The organism is Paenibacillus sp. 22594 (genome assembly GCF_052044425.1).
In the GTDB taxonomy this organism is placed as follows: Bacteria; Bacillota; Bacilli; order Paenibacillales; family Paenibacillaceae; genus Paenibacillus_AQ.
This window is the reverse complement of the sequence record NZ_JBQENA010000004.1, coordinates 76305-92770: the sequence shown is the minus strand read 5'-3', so window position 1 is coordinate 92770 and position 16466 is coordinate 76305. Positions and strand designations below refer to the sequence as shown.

The window sequence follows — 16466 nt, the reverse complement described above, 5'->3', positions numbered from 1 at the left end:
CCAGTTCCTTTCCATAATTATTGCTCGGTTTCGCTCATCCAGCAGGCATACAATTCATCCAGTTTCTCCTGCACGGCTTCCCGGATGAGCTGGAGCTCTGCGAGCTTGTGTGCATCGCTGGAGATCAGCGGGGCAAGCATTTCAGTATCGATAGAGCCAATCTGCGCCTCCGTTTCGGCAATCATCTGCTCCCAGTATCCTGAAGGGCGTGACTTTCCGGAGGCTGCTGCAGAGGAAGAACTGCTGCGTCTGGCCTCGCCCTTCTCCATTGGCCTCGCCTCTGAAGTGATAGTTTTAGCGTCAGATGGGTTGCTGCTGGACCTTAGGGCAGGATACGGTTGTAGCTCCCCTTTACTACTGCTGTTCGAAGATAGCAAGCGTGCAGCCTTCTCTGCCTGCTTTTCCTTGAAATACTCGTAGTTCCCGGAGAAAGCGCTGAATCTTCCGTCCGCGATGGACCAGAGCTTTCCGAAGCAGCGGTTGATGAAATAACGGTCATGGGATACCGCCAGCACGGTGCCGGGATATTCCTCGAGTGCCTCTTCCAGTGCCTCGCGGGAATCGATATCCAGATGATTGGTGGGTTCATCCAGAATCAGCAGATTCGGACGGCGGTGCATCAACACAGCGAACCGCAGCCGTGTCCATTCGCCCCCGGAGAGACTTGCGATACTCTTGAACACATCACTTCCGTAAAAGAGAAACCGCGCCAGCTGTCCACGCGCTTCGCCCTCCTCGAGACCTGCCTCCTCGCGGAAGTACCGCAGCACTGACAGTGTTCCGTCTTCGGGAACAGCTTCCTGTGCCAGATAGCCGACAACCGCTCTGGAGGCTAATGTGCAGCTTCCCTCGTCTGGCAGTTCCTGGCCCAGAATGATCCGAAGCAGCGTACTTTTGCCTGCGCCGTTGCCGCCGATGAGTGCAGTGGTCTCACCATACCGCAGAACTTCACTGGCTTTGGAGAAGAGGGTGCGGTCTCCGTAGCTTTTGCCGATCCGGTCAAGAATGACAACCTGATTACCGGTACGGTCCTCTTGTTGGAGCTGCAAATCCATAGTTTTGCGCTCCAGAATCGGACGTTTGACCTTCACCATCCGGTCTAGTGCCTTCTGCATCGAGGCAGCCCGGCGGTGGAAGGAAGGATTCGGCGGATTGGAGCGGTTGCCCCATTCAATCAGCCGTTTGATGCTCTCCTGCATCTGCTTGATTTTCTTTTGCTGTTCCTGGTAGTCGGCAAATTGCCGCAGCAGCCGGGCTTCCTTCTCGATCTGGTATCCACTGTAATTGGTATGGAATGTGAAGGCTTCACCGTCTTCGATCTCAATCACTTTCTTCACTACAGCATCGAGGAAGTAGCGGTCATGGGAGATAGCTACTACCGTTCCGTCGTAATCCTGGAGGAACTGCTCCAGCCATTCAATGGCTTCCATATCCAGATGGTTCGTCGGCTCATCCAGCAGCAGAATATCCGGACGGCGCAGCAGCAGCTCCGCCAGGCCGACTTTGGTCTTCTCGCCGCCGGAGAGGGAAGAGAAGCGGCGGTCATATTGTCCGGTACCGATGCCGAGGCCTGTGGCTACACGCTGGATAGAGGATTCAATTTCATAGCCTCCAGCGGCTTCAAATTTCTCCTGAAGCGTACCGTATTCCTTAAGCAGCCGATTCCAGCTCTGCTCGCTTGCGGCGGCATCCGGTACGGACATTTCCAGCTCGAGCTCCCTTAGGCGTACCTGCCACTTCAGTGGTTCAGCAAAACTCCGCTGAAGGACTGCATATACGGTTTCTTCGTCATTCACTTCCTGAATTTGGGCCAGCAATCCAACGATGCTGCCTTTACGGATGGAAATTTGCCCCTGCTCGGGACGTTCTTCGCCGCTGAGCAGGTGGAAGAGGGTAGTTTTGCCGCAGCCGTTGCGGCCGATTAGGCCGATCTTTTCGCCTTGGTGTATATCAAAGGTAATATCGCTCAGCACGAGCTGGGCACCATGGTATTTTTGAACATTTTGACATGAGATGATCATAGGTATTCTCCTTTTATAGGAATGCCCTATCGCTGCGCTGGTTCCATCTTCAAAAACAAAAAGACCGCAGGGAAATTTCCCCGCGGCCTTTATCGTTCTCCGGTCTTAAAGCATCCGTTGAAGCGTAGGCAGGAAAGGCATTTCACAATGTTGTAGTGTTATTGAATTCTTGTAAATGGACAGACTTCTCCCGTTGTCGGCATTTACATGAACGATGCCAGCCATAATATAATCTAGCCGGCTAATAACACCATTGGTCTGATTGTGATCCATTCCTCCTACACCTCCTTCATACAAATTCAGGAATAGTGTAACCAATATCGGCTGAATATGCAAGAGCAAAAGTAGAGCGCCTGTGCATATCTGATGGAATTCTTAAGTAGTATGAGTATATGGCAGAGGAAGATTTGCCAAATCAAACTAGGAAACGGGGACTTGGCGATGGCGATTTTTAACGGATTGCTGGGCAATGCCACCCAGGTGGCGCTGACGGATGTTCAGCGGGAATACGCACAGATTCTTGCGCCGGAGGAAAAAATCGAGCGGGCCTATAAATTGGTCAGAGATATGTTCATATTTACGGATAAACGGCTGATTCTCGTGGATAAGCAGGGGGTAACCGGCAAAAAGACAGAATATCATTCCATCCCTTACAAGAGCATATCGCATTACTCCGTGGAGACGGCCGGTCACTTTGATCTGGATGCGGAGCTATGCCTGTATGTCTCGGGAAGCGCACTGCCGCTTAAGAAGACCTTCAACAAATCAGTTAATATTTACGAGGTTCAGGCGGTGCTGTCCCAGTATATTTTAAAGTGAGCTCAGGGTGGCAAGGCTGCTAAACCGTATAACGGAGCACCAGTCCGCCATAGGCAAATGCAGCCAGGATCACCAGGGCGGGATGCAGTTTAAGCTTCTGTATCGCCCAAAAGGCGATTGCGGAAATGATCAGCGTCTGCCAGATGCCGATGGTTTCGGCGGGGCCTTTGGCCATTTTCAAGGTAAGCATAATCATCATAATAGCGATTACTGGCTGTACAAGCAGGGTCATGCCTTTCACTACGGGCGACTGCTTGTATTTTTGCATAACGCCCAGCAGAATGATTAGTGCCGCCGCGGAAGGAACCACAGTAGCGATCAGCGCTGCGGTCATTCCCAGCCACCCGTAGACATCATAACCGACGAAAACAGCGATTTTGGTGGCGATCGGACCGGGCAGCGCATTGCCAAGTGCCAGCATATTTGAGAATTCCTGATCGGTAAGCCAGCCATAATGCGGCACGATTTCCTCATACATCAGCGGGATGGAAGAGGGGCCGCCGCCATACCCTAGCAGATTAGCCATAAAAAAGCCGTAAATCAGTTTTAGCCATTCCATTTAGGCGGTCCCTCCTTTTTGTTTTTTCGCGAGTATCCGGTAGTGAACGGTTCCATAACCGAGGAACAGCACGATCACAATCGCCGGATGGATATGCAGTACTTCAAGCAGCACCAGGGCGAGCAGCAGAAAAGCGGAGCCGATCCGCTTGCCCAGGCCTTTAAAGGCCTTTTGGGCAAATTCGTAAGCCATGAGTCCCAGCATCACCGCGATGACAGGCGAAACGGCGGCGATCATTCCGCCCACTACCTTGGAACCGCTCAAATAGTTGACTGCGGAGAGGAGGGCGATCATGGCGATCCCGCTCGGAAGGATATGAGCCAGCACAGAGAGGATTGCACCTCTGACTCCCTTCAGCTTATAGCCGAGATAGGCAGCCATCTTGGTGGCGATGGGGCCCGGCAGGGCATTCGCGATAGCCAGCGTTTCTCCGAATTCATCATCTGTCAGCCACCCGTAACGGGTCACGGCATCATGGCGGATTAAGGGAATCACGGAGGGGCCGCCACCGTAACCGAGTATGCCCGTTCTGCACATGGCGACAGCGAGCTGTATATATGGGTTGTCTTTGTTGTTCACGTAACTCCTCCTAGTAAATGTGGTGAGTGATACTAAAGTTGGCTTCATTCTATACAAAGCGGGTAGCGCAAGTGCAGACGGATCAGTTGGCATCGGATAGCTGCGTTGATTGCATGTCGTCCATACTCACGTCGGAAGCGAAAGTCTGTTTTTTTGAGCTTATTCTATACAATTCATCGGTTCCCAGCTACCTGGAGGAAGGCGGTTCCACGAAACTTTGTGCACAGCTCACAAAAAACAGAAGCGGCTCGTGCGTTTTCTTTTGCCCGGATTGACAAAGGTTTTTGCGGTGCTGTTAAATGACACTAACTTGAACGACAGGAATGGGAGATGGGTAGCATGACGACAGGTCCTGTAATCGGCACAAAAACGATGGTGGTCAGCCCCCATTATCTGGCTTCTGCCGCCGGAGCGCGAATTCTGCAAAACGGCGGCAACGCCTTTGATGCGGCAGTAGCGGTCAGCGCCACGCTCGCTGTGGTCTATCCGCATATGACGGGACTGGGCGGCGATGCTTTTTGGCTCACTTACAGCGCCGGTGAAGGGCGCGTCCGGGCTTACAACGGCAGCGGACGTTCCGGCTACGGGGTCCGCAGAGACTGTTACGCCGGCGAGGATGCGATTCCGAGACGCGGGGTGCGCAGTGCCATTACGGTACCCGGAATGGCGGACAGCTGGTCAGCCGTCCAGCGCGAGTATGGACGCCTGACCCTGGGGGAGGTGCTGGAGCCGGCGATCGGCTACGCCGCGGGCGGTTTTCCGCTGTCGCCGGACCAGTACGGCAACAGCGTGCTGGCAGGAGCGGCGCTGTCCCCGGCGGCGTCCGCGATCTATCTTCCCGGCGGCGTGGTTCCGGCAGCCGGAAGCAGGTTTGTGCAGAAGCAGCTGGCTGTGTCGCTGCGGGTCCTGGCAGAAGGGGGCAGGGACACCTTTTATAAGGGAAAGATTGCCGATGATATAAGTCAATATATGCGGGCTTCCGGCGGGTATCTCACCCGGGAGGATTTTGCCGATCATGAGGGGAACTGGGACGAGCCGATATCTACGGATTATCACGGTCACACGGTCTACCAGGTTCCGCCGAACTCCCAAGGGTTCACAGCGCTGATGGCGCTGAATATCCTGGAACACTACAATTTTGGAGACATCCCGCATGGCTCCTATGAATATTACCACTTGCTGGTAGAGGCTTTAAAGCTGAGCTTCCGCGACCGGGACCGGGTACTCACGGATCCGGCATTCAGCCGGATTCCGCTGGAGCAGTTGCTGGATAAACAGTATGCGGAGCAACTGGCCGTTTCGATTTCACTTGCAAAGGCAGCCGCGCGTGGCATTGAACCGGTGGGACGGGATACCGCCTTTGCGGCGGTAGTAGATGATGAAGGAAACGCGGTTTCCTTCATTCAAAGCCTGTACTTTGAATTTGGCTCAGGCGTCGTAGCTGGCAATACGGGGATTCTGCTGCAGAACAGGGGCTCATTTTTCTCGCTGGACCCCGGGCACATCAATACGCTGGAGCCGCATAAGCGAACGTTTCACACGCTGATGCCGGCGATGGCCTGCCGTGACGGCAAGCCGGCCTATCTTTACGGCACCCAGGGCGGGGAAGGCCAGCCGCAGACTCAGAGTCTGCTTCTGACCCGTATGCTGCATTACGGGATGGACCCCCAGACGGCGGTGAATGCGCCGCGTTTTGTGTGGGGCAGAACCTGGGGCGAGCCTACCCAGGAGCTGAAGGTGGAAGGCAGAGTGGCACCCGGGGTGCTAAGCCAGCTATCCGAAGCTGGCCATTTGGTGCGCACCGTGGGGGACTATGATGGAATTGTGGGGCATGCCCATGCGATTGCTATCGATGGCAACGGCTATCGGAGCGGAGGAACAGATCCTCGCTGCGATGGGGCCGCTATTGGCTGGTAGGCCGGGGAGAAGGCTGGATTTTGTTGGCAGAGGCAGATATCGGCTGATCACTCTATGCTCTTCACTTTGAAGCTGAAGTTCAGTTGATGATGTCGGGGAAAAGCCTTCTATTGCACTTTCAGCAACAGATTGCTTCTAGATTGACCGCAAAGTAGAATCTGTTGCACTTTGTACAGTAACTTCTCGGATAAAGTGCCTTTGGATCTGAGATCCCGGAAATCAACTGTACGAAATACAGTAGAATGCGATTTGCCTTAGCAGTATGGGAATTCTATTGCAGATAATGCAATCATACTGGTTATGAGGCTAGAGGCTAGCAGAGTTGATTGAGACTTGAGAGCTTGACGAACGTAATGAAGCTCCTATGAACTTAAGCTAAGTGGAAAAAGGTAAACTAAATTGGCTGTGACCCTGGCTACAGAAGGGGAAAATGGGATTTTGTACACCTAATTCAAGCATGTTCACAGCAAACGACCGCTGTCAGTGGAATTAGTGATCCTTTTTCCCACATAGGATCTTCCATTAGCCGAAAGAGTTAAATTAGTGATCCTTTCTTTTCCACTAAGGATAACGCCCCCCTTCATCAAATTTTTATGTTCAATCTGTAGAGGTTAGGGCTAAAGGTTAGAGGCTAGATGAGAGAGGCTTACATGCACAGGTAGAGATAGCCCGGGTTGTCCGGGAGGAGAGGAGGGGAACTGATGGGCCTGGATAATCAGAATGGTGCATTTATAGACCTGGAGCTTGAGATAAAGGGTTCGGCAAGCGGCAAGCTGGCTGGACTTAACTTTGCTGTAAAAGATGTATTTGCAGTGGCCGGGCACCGTTCTTCTGCCGGCAACCCAGATTGGCTGCGCAGCCATCCGCCGTCAGCTGCCCATGCGTCAGCGGTCCGCAGGTTACTGCAGTCCGGGGCTAGCCTGCGGGGGGCCGCGCATACCGATGAGCTGATGTACAGCCTCGGCGGGGAGAATTACCACTATGGCACACCGGTCAATCCGCGTGCCGAAGGCCGTATCCCTGGCGGCTCTTCCAGTGGTTCGGCGGTGGCAGTGGCCTCAGGCTATGTGGATTTTGCCCTGGGAACAGATACGGGCGGTTCCATTCGTGTGCCTTCAGCGTACTGCGGCGTGTACGGCTTCCGCCCGACGCATGGTGCGGTGGAGATGGAAGGCGTGATTCCGCTCGCGCCGGGCTTCGACACTGTAGGCTGGATCGCCGACAGCCCGGAGCTGCTTCAGCGGGCGGGTGAGGTCCTGCTCGGAGCAGCGGCCCCGGGCAGCGGGGAAGGCGCGATGGACATGCTGCACATCGCGCCGGAGGCTTGGGCGCTGGCCAGTGCGGACAGCGCGGCCAGCCTGAAGCAGGGCCTGCGCCAGCTCCAGGCCGGTGCAAGGCGGTCCGGCGTGACGGAGATCGCGCCGGAGGGGCTGAAGACATGGATGGATGTCTTCAGGGAACTGCAGGGCGCCGAGATATGGGCGACCCACGGGGCATGGATTGAGCATGCGCAGCCGCTCTTCGGCCCGGATATCGCCGCCCGCTTCGCGTGGGCGGCGGGCCTGGCCGGGCAGGATCACAGCCGCGCACAGTCGGTGCGCGCGGAGATAGCAGCCCGGCTGCGGCAATTGCTTGGAGAGGACGGTTGCATCGTCCTCCCGACCGTGCCCGGCCCCGCACCGCTGCGCGGCGGGGATCTGGCACAGCTGGAGCAGAACCGCAGCGGCGCGATGATGCTCAGCTGTATCGCCGGCTTAGCCGGATTGCCGCAAGTGACGCTGCCGGTGCCGGGACCCGGCGGCCTGCCGCTGGGCTTGTCCGTGATAGGCGGTCATGGTCAGGATATGCGGCTGCTCTCATGGGTCCGGCGTATATGGAAATGAGCAGTTCTTTGAGACGACAGAACTCCTGGTTCGCATACCCTGCGAGTCAGGAGTTCTCTTATTGTATAGGAAATTATACTGTGTCAAAAAACTGTGGATCACTCTGAATGAAAGGTGAGAGGGATAAACGTGAAGAAACAGACTGGAGGAAACGAAATGAACTAAACAACCAAGTCGATAAAGAAATTCAATATTATTATTGACGGAAATCAAGAGTGAGCTCGGTAAGAAGTGGGTGTGTCATTACCGTTTCTTAGGCCCCGTGATTCATACGTTTGGACGGATTTGAAGTTCAACCAGCATAAGTACCTTTGAATTCAGCGCAGGCAGGAAAATTGGCGAAATGAGAGGTAGGGGCCCTAAGAGGAAATACCTCGGATCTCACCGTAAACGGCTAGCGGGCAAAATGAGAGGTAGAACTACCTCTGATCTCGCCGTAAACGGGCTAGCGGGCAGAATGAGAGGTAGGAATACCTCTGATCTCGCCGTGAATGGGCTAGCGGGCAGAATGAGAGGTAGAAATGCCTCTGATCTCGCCGTAAACGGGCTAGCAGGCAGAATGGGAGGTAGAAACACCCTTGATTTGGGAGCAATACCGTAACCTGCGGCAATGAGATGCTGGATTCACCCGTTCAGGTGAGTTTGATCTTGTCAGGAGTTTGGCGAATGAGACAAAGCAAAAACTGTTTGGTGAGAAAAGAAGAGCCAGTGGAAGAGTAACCGCTCGCTAGAAAATGTATTTACCCGCCAGGGTGATGTTTTAAGCGGGGAGTAAAAGTACCTTTGAAATGGGCGTACTGGGGTTACCTGCTGCAATGAGAAAGTGTATTCACCCGCCAGGGTGATGTTGTTCGGTGAACATGTATGGGCATTCCCTTGATTTACCATAAATAACGCAGAAACGGATGCCGTCCTTACTTAAGGGGGATCCGTTTCTGCGTTATTTCGGCTTACTGTTCTGAGCCCGATCGTTAAGATTATGTGACATGTGTAATGTTACCTGACATAATTATCAGATATCTGCATTTTCCTCTTTCCATCATAGGTATCTTTATCTATAATGTTACATAACATAACATTAAGAGCGAATGGATTTCCAATACATGATTTTAATAGAAGGAGGAGTGGCCATGCATCTTACGGTCGAAGAAGCGTTGTCCATTTATCCTTTGTCCGAAGCGAGGCTGATCGCTGGCTCGAAGGGCAAACACCGAATTATCAAATCTATCAATGTGATGGATGCCCCGGATATTTCCGATTGGATCAAAGAAGGAGAGATGCTGCTTACGACAGCTTATCTAATTAAGGATAGTCTGGAGGATGCATCGGCGTTGCTTCAGACCCTGAACCGGCGCGGCTCTGCGGGCCTTGGCATCAAGCTGGGCCGATTCTGGGACGCCGTTCCGGAGAAGCTGATTGCTGAAGCGGAGACGCTGAATTTTCCGCTGATTGAGCTGCCGTTCCAGTTTACTTTCTCCGACCAGATGAACGGACTGTTCCGTGCTGAGCTTACGCGCAGCACCAGTGTGCTCCAGAGCATCATGGATAAGCAGCGTAAGCTAATGCGTTTCGCTTTGCGGTCCGGGCGCAGCCGCCCGCTGTTCGAATCGGTATCGGAAGTGATTGAGACTCCGCTGGCTGTCATCAGCGCCCGTGGAGATGTGGTGTTCAATAATTCAGACAACGCAGCGCCGCAGCTGCTGGAAGGCTGGCCTTGGCAGAACCGGAACCAGCGCTTCCGCATCGGTGACAAAACCGGGTTTCGGATTCCCTTGCTACAGGGCGACAAGTGCTCCGGTTATCTTTTATACTGCTCCATTGACCCTTTATTGCTGCCTGTCGAAGAAAGCTTGTTTGTTCAGGGGGGCGAGCTGATATCCTACCATATTCATTCCGGTTATGAAGATTATTTCGAGCATGCCGAACACAGGGAGTTCAGCGGACTCTTACGGCGCTTCCTAAGCGGTGGAATGTCCGGCGGTGAAATGGCCAAGGCTGCAGCCAAGCTGGAGGTGGAGCTGCTGCAGGCTCCGTTTCAATTGATGCTTACCGATACTGCCGCTTCAGGAGAAACGCGCCTCGGAGAACTGCTTCGCTTAAAGGAAGAATATCTGGAGCAGCCGGAGTTGCATGGGCTAAATAGCATCCATGTGATGATGGACGAAGGTCTGTTATCGCTGTATCCGGCGGGTCCGCACAGCCCGGAACAATTTCGGGAATGGGTAAATACCTGTTTCGATAATTTGAAATTTGATAAAGGCTATTATCCTCGTGCTGCACTCAGCAGCTCCAAGATGAAGCCGGAGGGTCTGAAGGAAGCTTTTGCCGAGATCAAGGAATGTATGGGGATGTCCCAACACTGGGGAGGGCACGGAAATGTTGTGCATTACCGTCAGCTTGAACTGAACCTGCTACTGCGCCAGATACCGGCTGAAACCATGGAGAAATACTGCAGTAGCAGTCTGCGCGGCCTTCAGAGCCGGGAACCGGAGTATGTCAGGGAGATGCTGCATACCCTGGAGGTCTATCTGGATAATGACGGACATGTGAATGAGACTGCAAAGAAGCTGTTTATTCACCGCAATACCGCCACCTACCGGATTGAGAAGCTTAGCGAACTGCTGGATGTTGATTTCAAAAAGATCAATGATCTCATGCGCCTCAAGCTCGTGTTTCTTTTCCGCAGCATGTTAGAGCAAGGTTGAAGTATTCACCCTGGCGGTTTCAAATATGTGATAGATAAACTGACTTCATATAATGTGAACTGACATGAAAATCATCGATATCAAGTTTTGTGTTATGAATTATCACATATTTTAAGGATGATTCGAGATATCCTAGTGCGTTTAGCACAAAAAAAACATCAGTTCTTATAAAATGGCACAAACGTATGTTATATAAATTTACGCGAACGCTGCGTCTCAGTATAGTAGAGATACATTAATGGCTTGTGCTATTATGAGAGATTTACTGGAGGAGGAGAATTATGAAAAGAAGGGGTCAAGCGTTTACTTTCAGCTTCGCATTAATGTTCCTGTTAGCGGTGGTTTTGGCAGGGTGTGGAAGCAACAATAATTCCGGCAACAACGCCAGCAGCACGAAAGCACCGGCAGCATCGAATGCGGGCACAACAACAGAGGCGGCGGCAACAACAGAGCCGGCAGCGAAGAAGCCGACGGTTGCATTTGTCTACATTGGACCTCCGGGTGACGGCGGATATACCTACCAGCATGATCAGGGCCGCCAGTATATGGAGAAGGAGCTCGGCATTAAAGCGGACACTGTAGAAAATGTTCCGGAAAGTGCCGATGCCGAACGTATCATCACCGAGCTTGCCCAGAGTCATGATATCGTATTTACAACGAGCTTCGGGTATATGGACTATACCCTTAACGTAGCTAATAAATTTCCAAACGTGAAATTCATGCATGCTTCCGGCTACAAAACAGCCGCCAACATGGGAACCTATTTCGGTAAAAACTATCAAGGCAGCTACCTGGCGGGCATTGCAGCCGGCAAAATGACCAAGAAAAATCACCTTGGTTATGTAGGAGCCTTCCCGATCAGTGAGGTTATCTATAACCTCAACGCCTTTACACTGGGCGCACAGAGCGTCAACCCGGATATTAAGGTGGACGTGGTTTGGACGAATACCTGGTATGACCCTGCAACGGAACGGCAGGCGGCGATCAGTCTTTTGGATAAAGGCGCAGATGTGCTGCTCGCCTACCAGGATTCTCCTGCAACCCTGCAGGCTGCAGCAGAACGCGGTGCTTTTGCCGGGGGGAATGACTCGGACATGGGAAAATACGCTCCGGATAATTATCTGACCAACCCTGTATGGAACTGGGGACCTTATTATGTGAAGGCTGTTCAGTCCGTAATGGACGGAACCTGGAAGAACGAACAGTATTCCGGGGATATGGCTGACGGTATGATCGACATTGCGCCATTCGGCAGCAAAGTTCCGGATGATGTAAAGAAGCTTGTAGAAGATGCCAAGGCCAAAATCATCAGCGGAGAGCTGGATGTATTCACCGGCCCTATCACTGACAACCAGGGCAAGGTTCAGGTACAGGAAGGCCAAAAGCTGACCCTTGAAGAAGTTCTGTCCATGAACTGGCTGGCCAAAGGCATTGAAGGTACCATCCCAAAATAAGCGCTGCAACCAAGTGAATAGTGCAAGGCCTTATGGGTGGGGCGGGTTCCGTACAGGCGGAGCCTTCCCCACCCGTACTACAACTATAAGGAAGGGAGCGTCCCATCATGCAGGACCCTTCGGTTGAGATGCGCGGGATCGTGAAGAAATTTGGTTCTGTGACGGCAAGTGATCAAGTCGATTTTTCGGCAAATGCGGGTGAGATTCACGCGCTGCTTGGTGAGAACGGAGCAGGTAAAAGCACGGTCATGAGTATGCTCTCAGGGGTATACAGAGCGGATGAAGGCGAGATTTTCGTTCACGGCCAGCCGGCCAAAATCCGTTCCCCCAAAGATGCTGCCCTCCTTGGCGTCGGCATGGTATTTCAAAACTTCCGACTGGTGCAAAGTCTCACGGCAGCGGAAAATATCGTGCTTGGCGAAAAGTCGTCTTTCTGGCGTGGCAGCAAATGGATTAAGAATAAACACAGGGAAATTGAAGGTCTGGCGGAGCGGTTCGGACTCAAGTTCCCGGTGGACCGTCCGATCTGGCAGCTGTCCGTGGGCGAGCAGCAGCGTGTGGAGATCGTCAAGACACTCTACCGTGGCGCAGATATCATCATTCTGGATGAACCCACCTCGGTGCTGACTCCCGGTGAGGTGGAGCAGCTGTTTGCGACCCTGCAGGTCATGAAGCAGGCTGGCAAGACGGTCATCATGACTACGCATAAAATGAAGGAGGTTATGGCCTCCTCTGACCATATCTCCGTCATGCGCAAAGGGAAGATGATTGCAACGCTGGCCACAGCAGAGACGGATGAACTGGAGCTGGCCCGTCTGATGGTTGGACGTGAGGTTGAAATCTCCCGGCAGGAGCGCGATGCCTCCGTTGGAGAACCTCTGCTAGTGGTCAATAATCTGGAGGTCACTGCCGATCACGGCCGCAAGGCGCTTGATGGCTTATCCCTCAAGGTATGCGAAGGCGAGATTGTAGGGGTTGCCGGGGTTGCCGGCAATGGACAGAAGGAATTGGCAGAAGTACTGACGGGGCTACGAACCTGGAAGAACGGCGACATCGAATTTGATGGCAAGCCGGTAAAATCGGCTTCGGTGCGCGGTGCTATTGATTCGGGCATCTCCCATGTGCCGGAGAATCGGATGAAGAGCGGCTTGGCCGGACGTCTGGGCTCTGTAGATAATCTGCTGTTCAAGTCTTACCGCAGTGACGAACACTCCAAATTCGGATTCCTGAAGGTGGCTAAAAACCGTTCCTGGTCGCAGGCTCTGGTCGAACGCTTCAATGTCAAAACGCCAGAGCTGGATACCCCGGTACAGCAGTTGTCAGGCGGCAACCAGCAGAAGCTGTTATTCGCCCGTGAGGTGAGCCACCAGCCGAAGCTGATGGTAGCGGTCCATCCTACGCAGGGGCTGGATGTAGGCGCTGCTGCCGGTGTGCATGATTTATTGATGGAGCTGCGGAGTACGGGCAGCGGAGTGCTGCTGATATCCGAGGATCTGGATGAACTGCTTCAGTTGTCTGACCGGATTCTGGTGATGTACAACGGTTCGATCATAGGTGAGAGTGATCATGAGTATGCGGACCGGGAGCACATCGGCCTGCTCATGGCCGGAATCCGGAACAAGGAGGCGAGCGCCATATGAGTCCCAAAAATACAAGTGACGCCGTATTGATAAACTCCGCTCCGGCCAAACCCGGCAAATGGTTCCCCATGCGTCTGGAGTATGACGTAAGCCGCACGCGTTCCCCCTGGTGGTCACCGGTTCTGTCTATCATTCTGGCGCTTCTGCTCTGTGCGGTGTTCATTGCCGCTAACGGCATGAGCCCGATTACTGTATACGAAAAAATGTTCCGCGGGGCTTTCGGCACCTCCTATGGCTTCACCGAAACGATGGTTAAAGCGATACCGTTGCTGCTTTGCGGACTGGGGATTGCGGTTGCATACCGCATCTCCGTATGGAATATCGGCGCGGAGGGACAGCTTACTGTGGGGGCAATGGCTGCTACGGCGGTAACCATCTATTTTCCCGATCTGCCTTCCTTCTGGTCTATTACACTGATGCTGGTATTCGGAACAGCCGCCGGAGCTCTCTGGGGACTCATGACCGCGATTCCGCGGACCCATTTCGGCGTTAATGAGCTGATTACCTCTCTGATGCTGAATTATGTAGCACTGCTTGCGCTGGATTACGTAGTGTTTGGTCCATGGAAAGACCCTAAGGGCTTCAATTTCCCGGGCTCACCGATGTTCACCGTCGCCCAGTCGCTGCCGGTGCTGGGAACCACGAGACTGCATATCGGGCTGATCTTTGGTCTGGTGGCGGTAGCCATCTATTATCTGATGATCAAATTCACCCGCTGGGGTTATGAGCTGAGGCTGATCGGTGCCAATCCGACCGCTGCGCGTTATGCAGGAATTCACATCAAGAAGCATATTATTATTGTCATGCTGATCAGCGGCGGTTTGGCCGGCATTGCAGGCATGGCCGAGGTGTCTGGGGTCACGCACAAGCTGATGCAGGGAATCTCGCCGGGTTACGGCTACACCGCTATTATCGTCGCCTGGCTTGCCAAGCTGAATCCGCTAGGTCTGATCGTCACTTCGATCCTGTTCGGCGGTCTTATTGTTGGCGGCTATAGTGTGCAGACCATTGGACTGCCTTCGTCCATTTCGGAAATGCTGCAGGGTGCAATCTTGTTTTTCCTGATTGCCGGCGATATGATCCACCGTTTCCGCATCCGCCGGAGTGCATAGCAGCATCCTCTTAGAGAAGGGAGTTTACCCATGGATTTCACTACACAGTTACTAATAGCCGCCATATCTGCCGGAACACCACTGCTGCTAGCTACACTCGGGGGCATCCTGAATGAACGGGCAGGTATTATCCAACTGGGTGCGGAAGGATTGATGCTGATGGGGGCGGTCACCACCTGTATCGTCTATATCCGCACAGAAAATTTGCTGCTGGCTCTCCTAGCGGCCATGGCTATCACTGCTGTACTTGGCATCGTTCATTCCTTCCTGTGTGTCACACTGCGCGCCAACCAGACCATGTCCGGCCTGGCGATGACGCTGTTCGGCAGTGGCCTAAGTGCTTATCTGGGCAAGTCTATCAGTGGGATTCCGCTGCCGGGTCCTTCGCCCAAGCTGGATCTGGGCTGGGTCAAGTCGATTCCGGTGGTCGGTGATATCTTTGGCCGGATGGATGTTCTGACATGGTTAAGCCTGCTGCTGGTGCTCGCGCTGCATCTGCTGATTCACCACACCTCCTGGGGTCTGCATTTGCGGGCTGTTGGAGACAGCCCGGCGACAGCTGACGTTATGGGCATCCGCGTACAGCTGATCCGTTACAGCTATGTCACTGCCGGGACGGTGCTGATTGGCCTTGCGGGTGCCGACATGGTGCTGTCTTACGCGCCTACATGGAATGAAGGGCTTACGGCAGGCCGGGGCTGGATCGCCGTCGGTCTGGTGATTTTCGCCAGATGGAATCCGCTTCGCGCATTGTTCTGTGCCTATTTATTCGGAGCGCTTGATTCACTCGGATTTCGCATGCAGTTGCTCGGCAGTACGATTCCACCCTATTTCCTCAAGATGATTCCATACGTTGTAACGATTCTGGTACTGATGTACCTCGGTTACCGCAACCGCAACAAGCCCTCCGGCACACCGGAATCACTGGGAACACCGTACGTTAGGGAGCAGCGTTTCTGAATGTATAAATATGCGGCGATTAAGCTATGAAACGTACCTTGAAGAAGTTAAAATTAAAAACAATCGGGAATGAGTTAACTAGAGAAAGAAGGAAAGCCTGTGACGACGACACCGCCTATATTTCTGACACTGGAAGATATAAACCGTATGAGCAAAGCGGAATTTGTAGTGAGTCTTGGGGGAATCTTCGAACATTCGCCTTGGGTAGCGGAGGGGGCGTATACGCATAATCCGTTTCACTCCATCGCAGAATTGCATAAGATTATGGTACATACGGCGCGTAATGCGGAGCAAGAACAGGTAGAGGAACTTTTGCGCGCACATCCGGATTTGGCGACCCGGCTTCAGGTCAGTCCGTTATCGGCAGCGGAGCAGCAGGGGGCTGGGTTGGACCGCCTGACTCCGGAGGAATTCACCAGACTTACCGCGCTGAATGCGGCATATACGAAACAATTCCGCTTTCCTTTTATCCTGGCTGTGCGCGGCAAGAATAAGGATGATATCATCCAGTCTATTGAAGAACGTGTGAACCGGACACTGGAGGAAGAGTGGGAGCAGGCGCTTACAGAGATTGGCAAAATCACCGCTTTCCGGCTGAATGATCTGATTCAGGAGAAGGCTCCAGAGCTATAAAGCGAGAGTAAATTGAAACAGAAGATATAGGACCAATAGAACCAGCGGAGGTGCTCTATCATGACTGGAGTGGGGATAGTTGGTATAGCCTGTGAATTGGGGAATTCGGGAAGCACACTTGGGATTGCTGATGACTTGGAAATGAATGCGGGAACGGTTCAGCGGTCTGTGAGCATCCGCTTGA

13 protein-coding genes are annotated in these 16466 nt (G+C 53.2%); 9 read left to right on the top strand and 4 right to left on the bottom strand.

The features are described 5' to 3' along the window. Positions 1 to 17 precede the first annotated feature (17 nt). On the bottom strand, positions 18 to 2021 hold the full coding sequence (gene abc-f, locus ACTJKB_RS14460) for a ribosomal protection-like ABC-F family protein (RefSeq protein WP_440834863.1): 2004 nt from the start codon (positions 2019 to 2021) through the stop codon (positions 18 to 20). A 105-nt stretch (positions 2022 to 2126) separates the two neighbouring features. Continuing rightward, positions 2127 to 2294, bottom strand: a complete 168-nt coding sequence (locus tag ACTJKB_RS14455; protein WP_440834861.1) for an RAxF-45 family protein — start codon at positions 2292 to 2294, stop codon at positions 2127 to 2129. 168 nt (positions 2295 to 2462) lie between these two features. Here ACTJKB_RS14455 and ACTJKB_RS14450 point away from each other — a divergent pair, with 168 nt between their 5' ends. After that, a complete protein-coding gene (locus ACTJKB_RS14450; protein WP_440834860.1) occupies positions 2463 to 2840 on the top strand; it encodes a PH domain-containing protein in 378 nt (125 codons plus the stop codon). A 19-nt stretch (positions 2841 to 2859) separates the two neighbouring features. Here ACTJKB_RS14450 and ACTJKB_RS14445 read toward each other — a convergent pair whose 3' ends face one another. Continuing rightward, on the bottom strand, positions 2860 to 3399 hold the full coding sequence (locus tag ACTJKB_RS14445) for a chromate transporter (protein WP_440834859.1): 540 nt from the start codon (positions 3397 to 3399) through the stop codon (positions 2860 to 2862). Beyond that, positions 3400 to 3978 carry a chromate transporter gene (locus ACTJKB_RS14440; protein WP_440834857.1) on the bottom strand — a complete coding sequence of 193 codons (579 nt, stop codon included), beginning with the start codon at positions 3976 to 3978 and terminating at the stop codon, positions 3400 to 3402. A gap of 339 nt (positions 3979 to 4317) precedes the next feature. Between ACTJKB_RS14440 and ggt the strand changes: the two genes are divergently transcribed. From ggt to uraD, 8 genes are all read left to right on the top strand, one after another. Beyond that, entirely contained in the window at positions 4318 to 5895 is a 1578-nt protein-coding gene (gene ggt, locus ACTJKB_RS14435) for a gamma-glutamyltransferase (protein ID WP_440834855.1), read from the top strand. Positions 5896 to 6596: 701 nt separating this feature from the next. Beyond that, complete coding sequence (locus tag ACTJKB_RS14430) at positions 6597 to 7778, top strand: amidase (protein ID WP_440835605.1); 1182 nt, start codon at positions 6597 to 6599, stop codon at positions 7776 to 7778. A 1130-nt stretch (positions 7779 to 8908) separates the two neighbouring features. After that, positions 8909 to 10483, top strand: coding sequence for a PucR family transcriptional regulator (locus tag ACTJKB_RS14425; protein WP_440834854.1), 1575 nt, complete (start codon positions 8909 to 8911; stop codon positions 10481 to 10483). Positions 10484 to 10764: 281 nt separating this feature from the next. After that, positions 10765 to 11937, top strand: coding sequence for a BMP family ABC transporter substrate-binding protein (locus tag ACTJKB_RS14420; protein ID WP_440834852.1), 1173 nt, complete (start codon positions 10765 to 10767; stop codon positions 11935 to 11937). A gap of 107 nt (positions 11938 to 12044) precedes the next feature. Further along, a complete protein-coding gene (locus tag ACTJKB_RS14415) occupies positions 12045 to 13577 on the top strand; it encodes an ABC transporter ATP-binding protein (RefSeq protein ID WP_440834850.1) in 1533 nt (510 codons plus the stop codon). Then, positions 13574 to 14689 carry an ABC transporter permease gene (locus tag ACTJKB_RS14410; RefSeq protein WP_440834848.1) on the top strand — a complete coding sequence of 372 codons (1116 nt, stop codon included), beginning with the start codon at positions 13574 to 13576 and terminating at the stop codon, positions 14687 to 14689. Before ACTJKB_RS14415 ends, ACTJKB_RS14410 begins: the two co-directional genes overlap by 4 nt. A 30-nt stretch (positions 14690 to 14719) precedes the next feature. Next, positions 14720 to 15649, top strand: a complete 930-nt coding sequence (locus ACTJKB_RS14405; protein WP_440834847.1) for an ABC transporter permease — start codon at positions 14720 to 14722, stop codon at positions 15647 to 15649. Between the two features lie 99 nt (positions 15650 to 15748). After that, positions 15749 to 16282, top strand: a complete 534-nt coding sequence (uraD, locus tag ACTJKB_RS14400; protein ID WP_440834845.1) for a 2-oxo-4-hydroxy-4-carboxy-5-ureidoimidazoline decarboxylase — start codon at positions 15749 to 15751, stop codon at positions 16280 to 16282. The last annotated feature ends 184 nt before the right edge of the window (positions 16283 to 16466 follow it).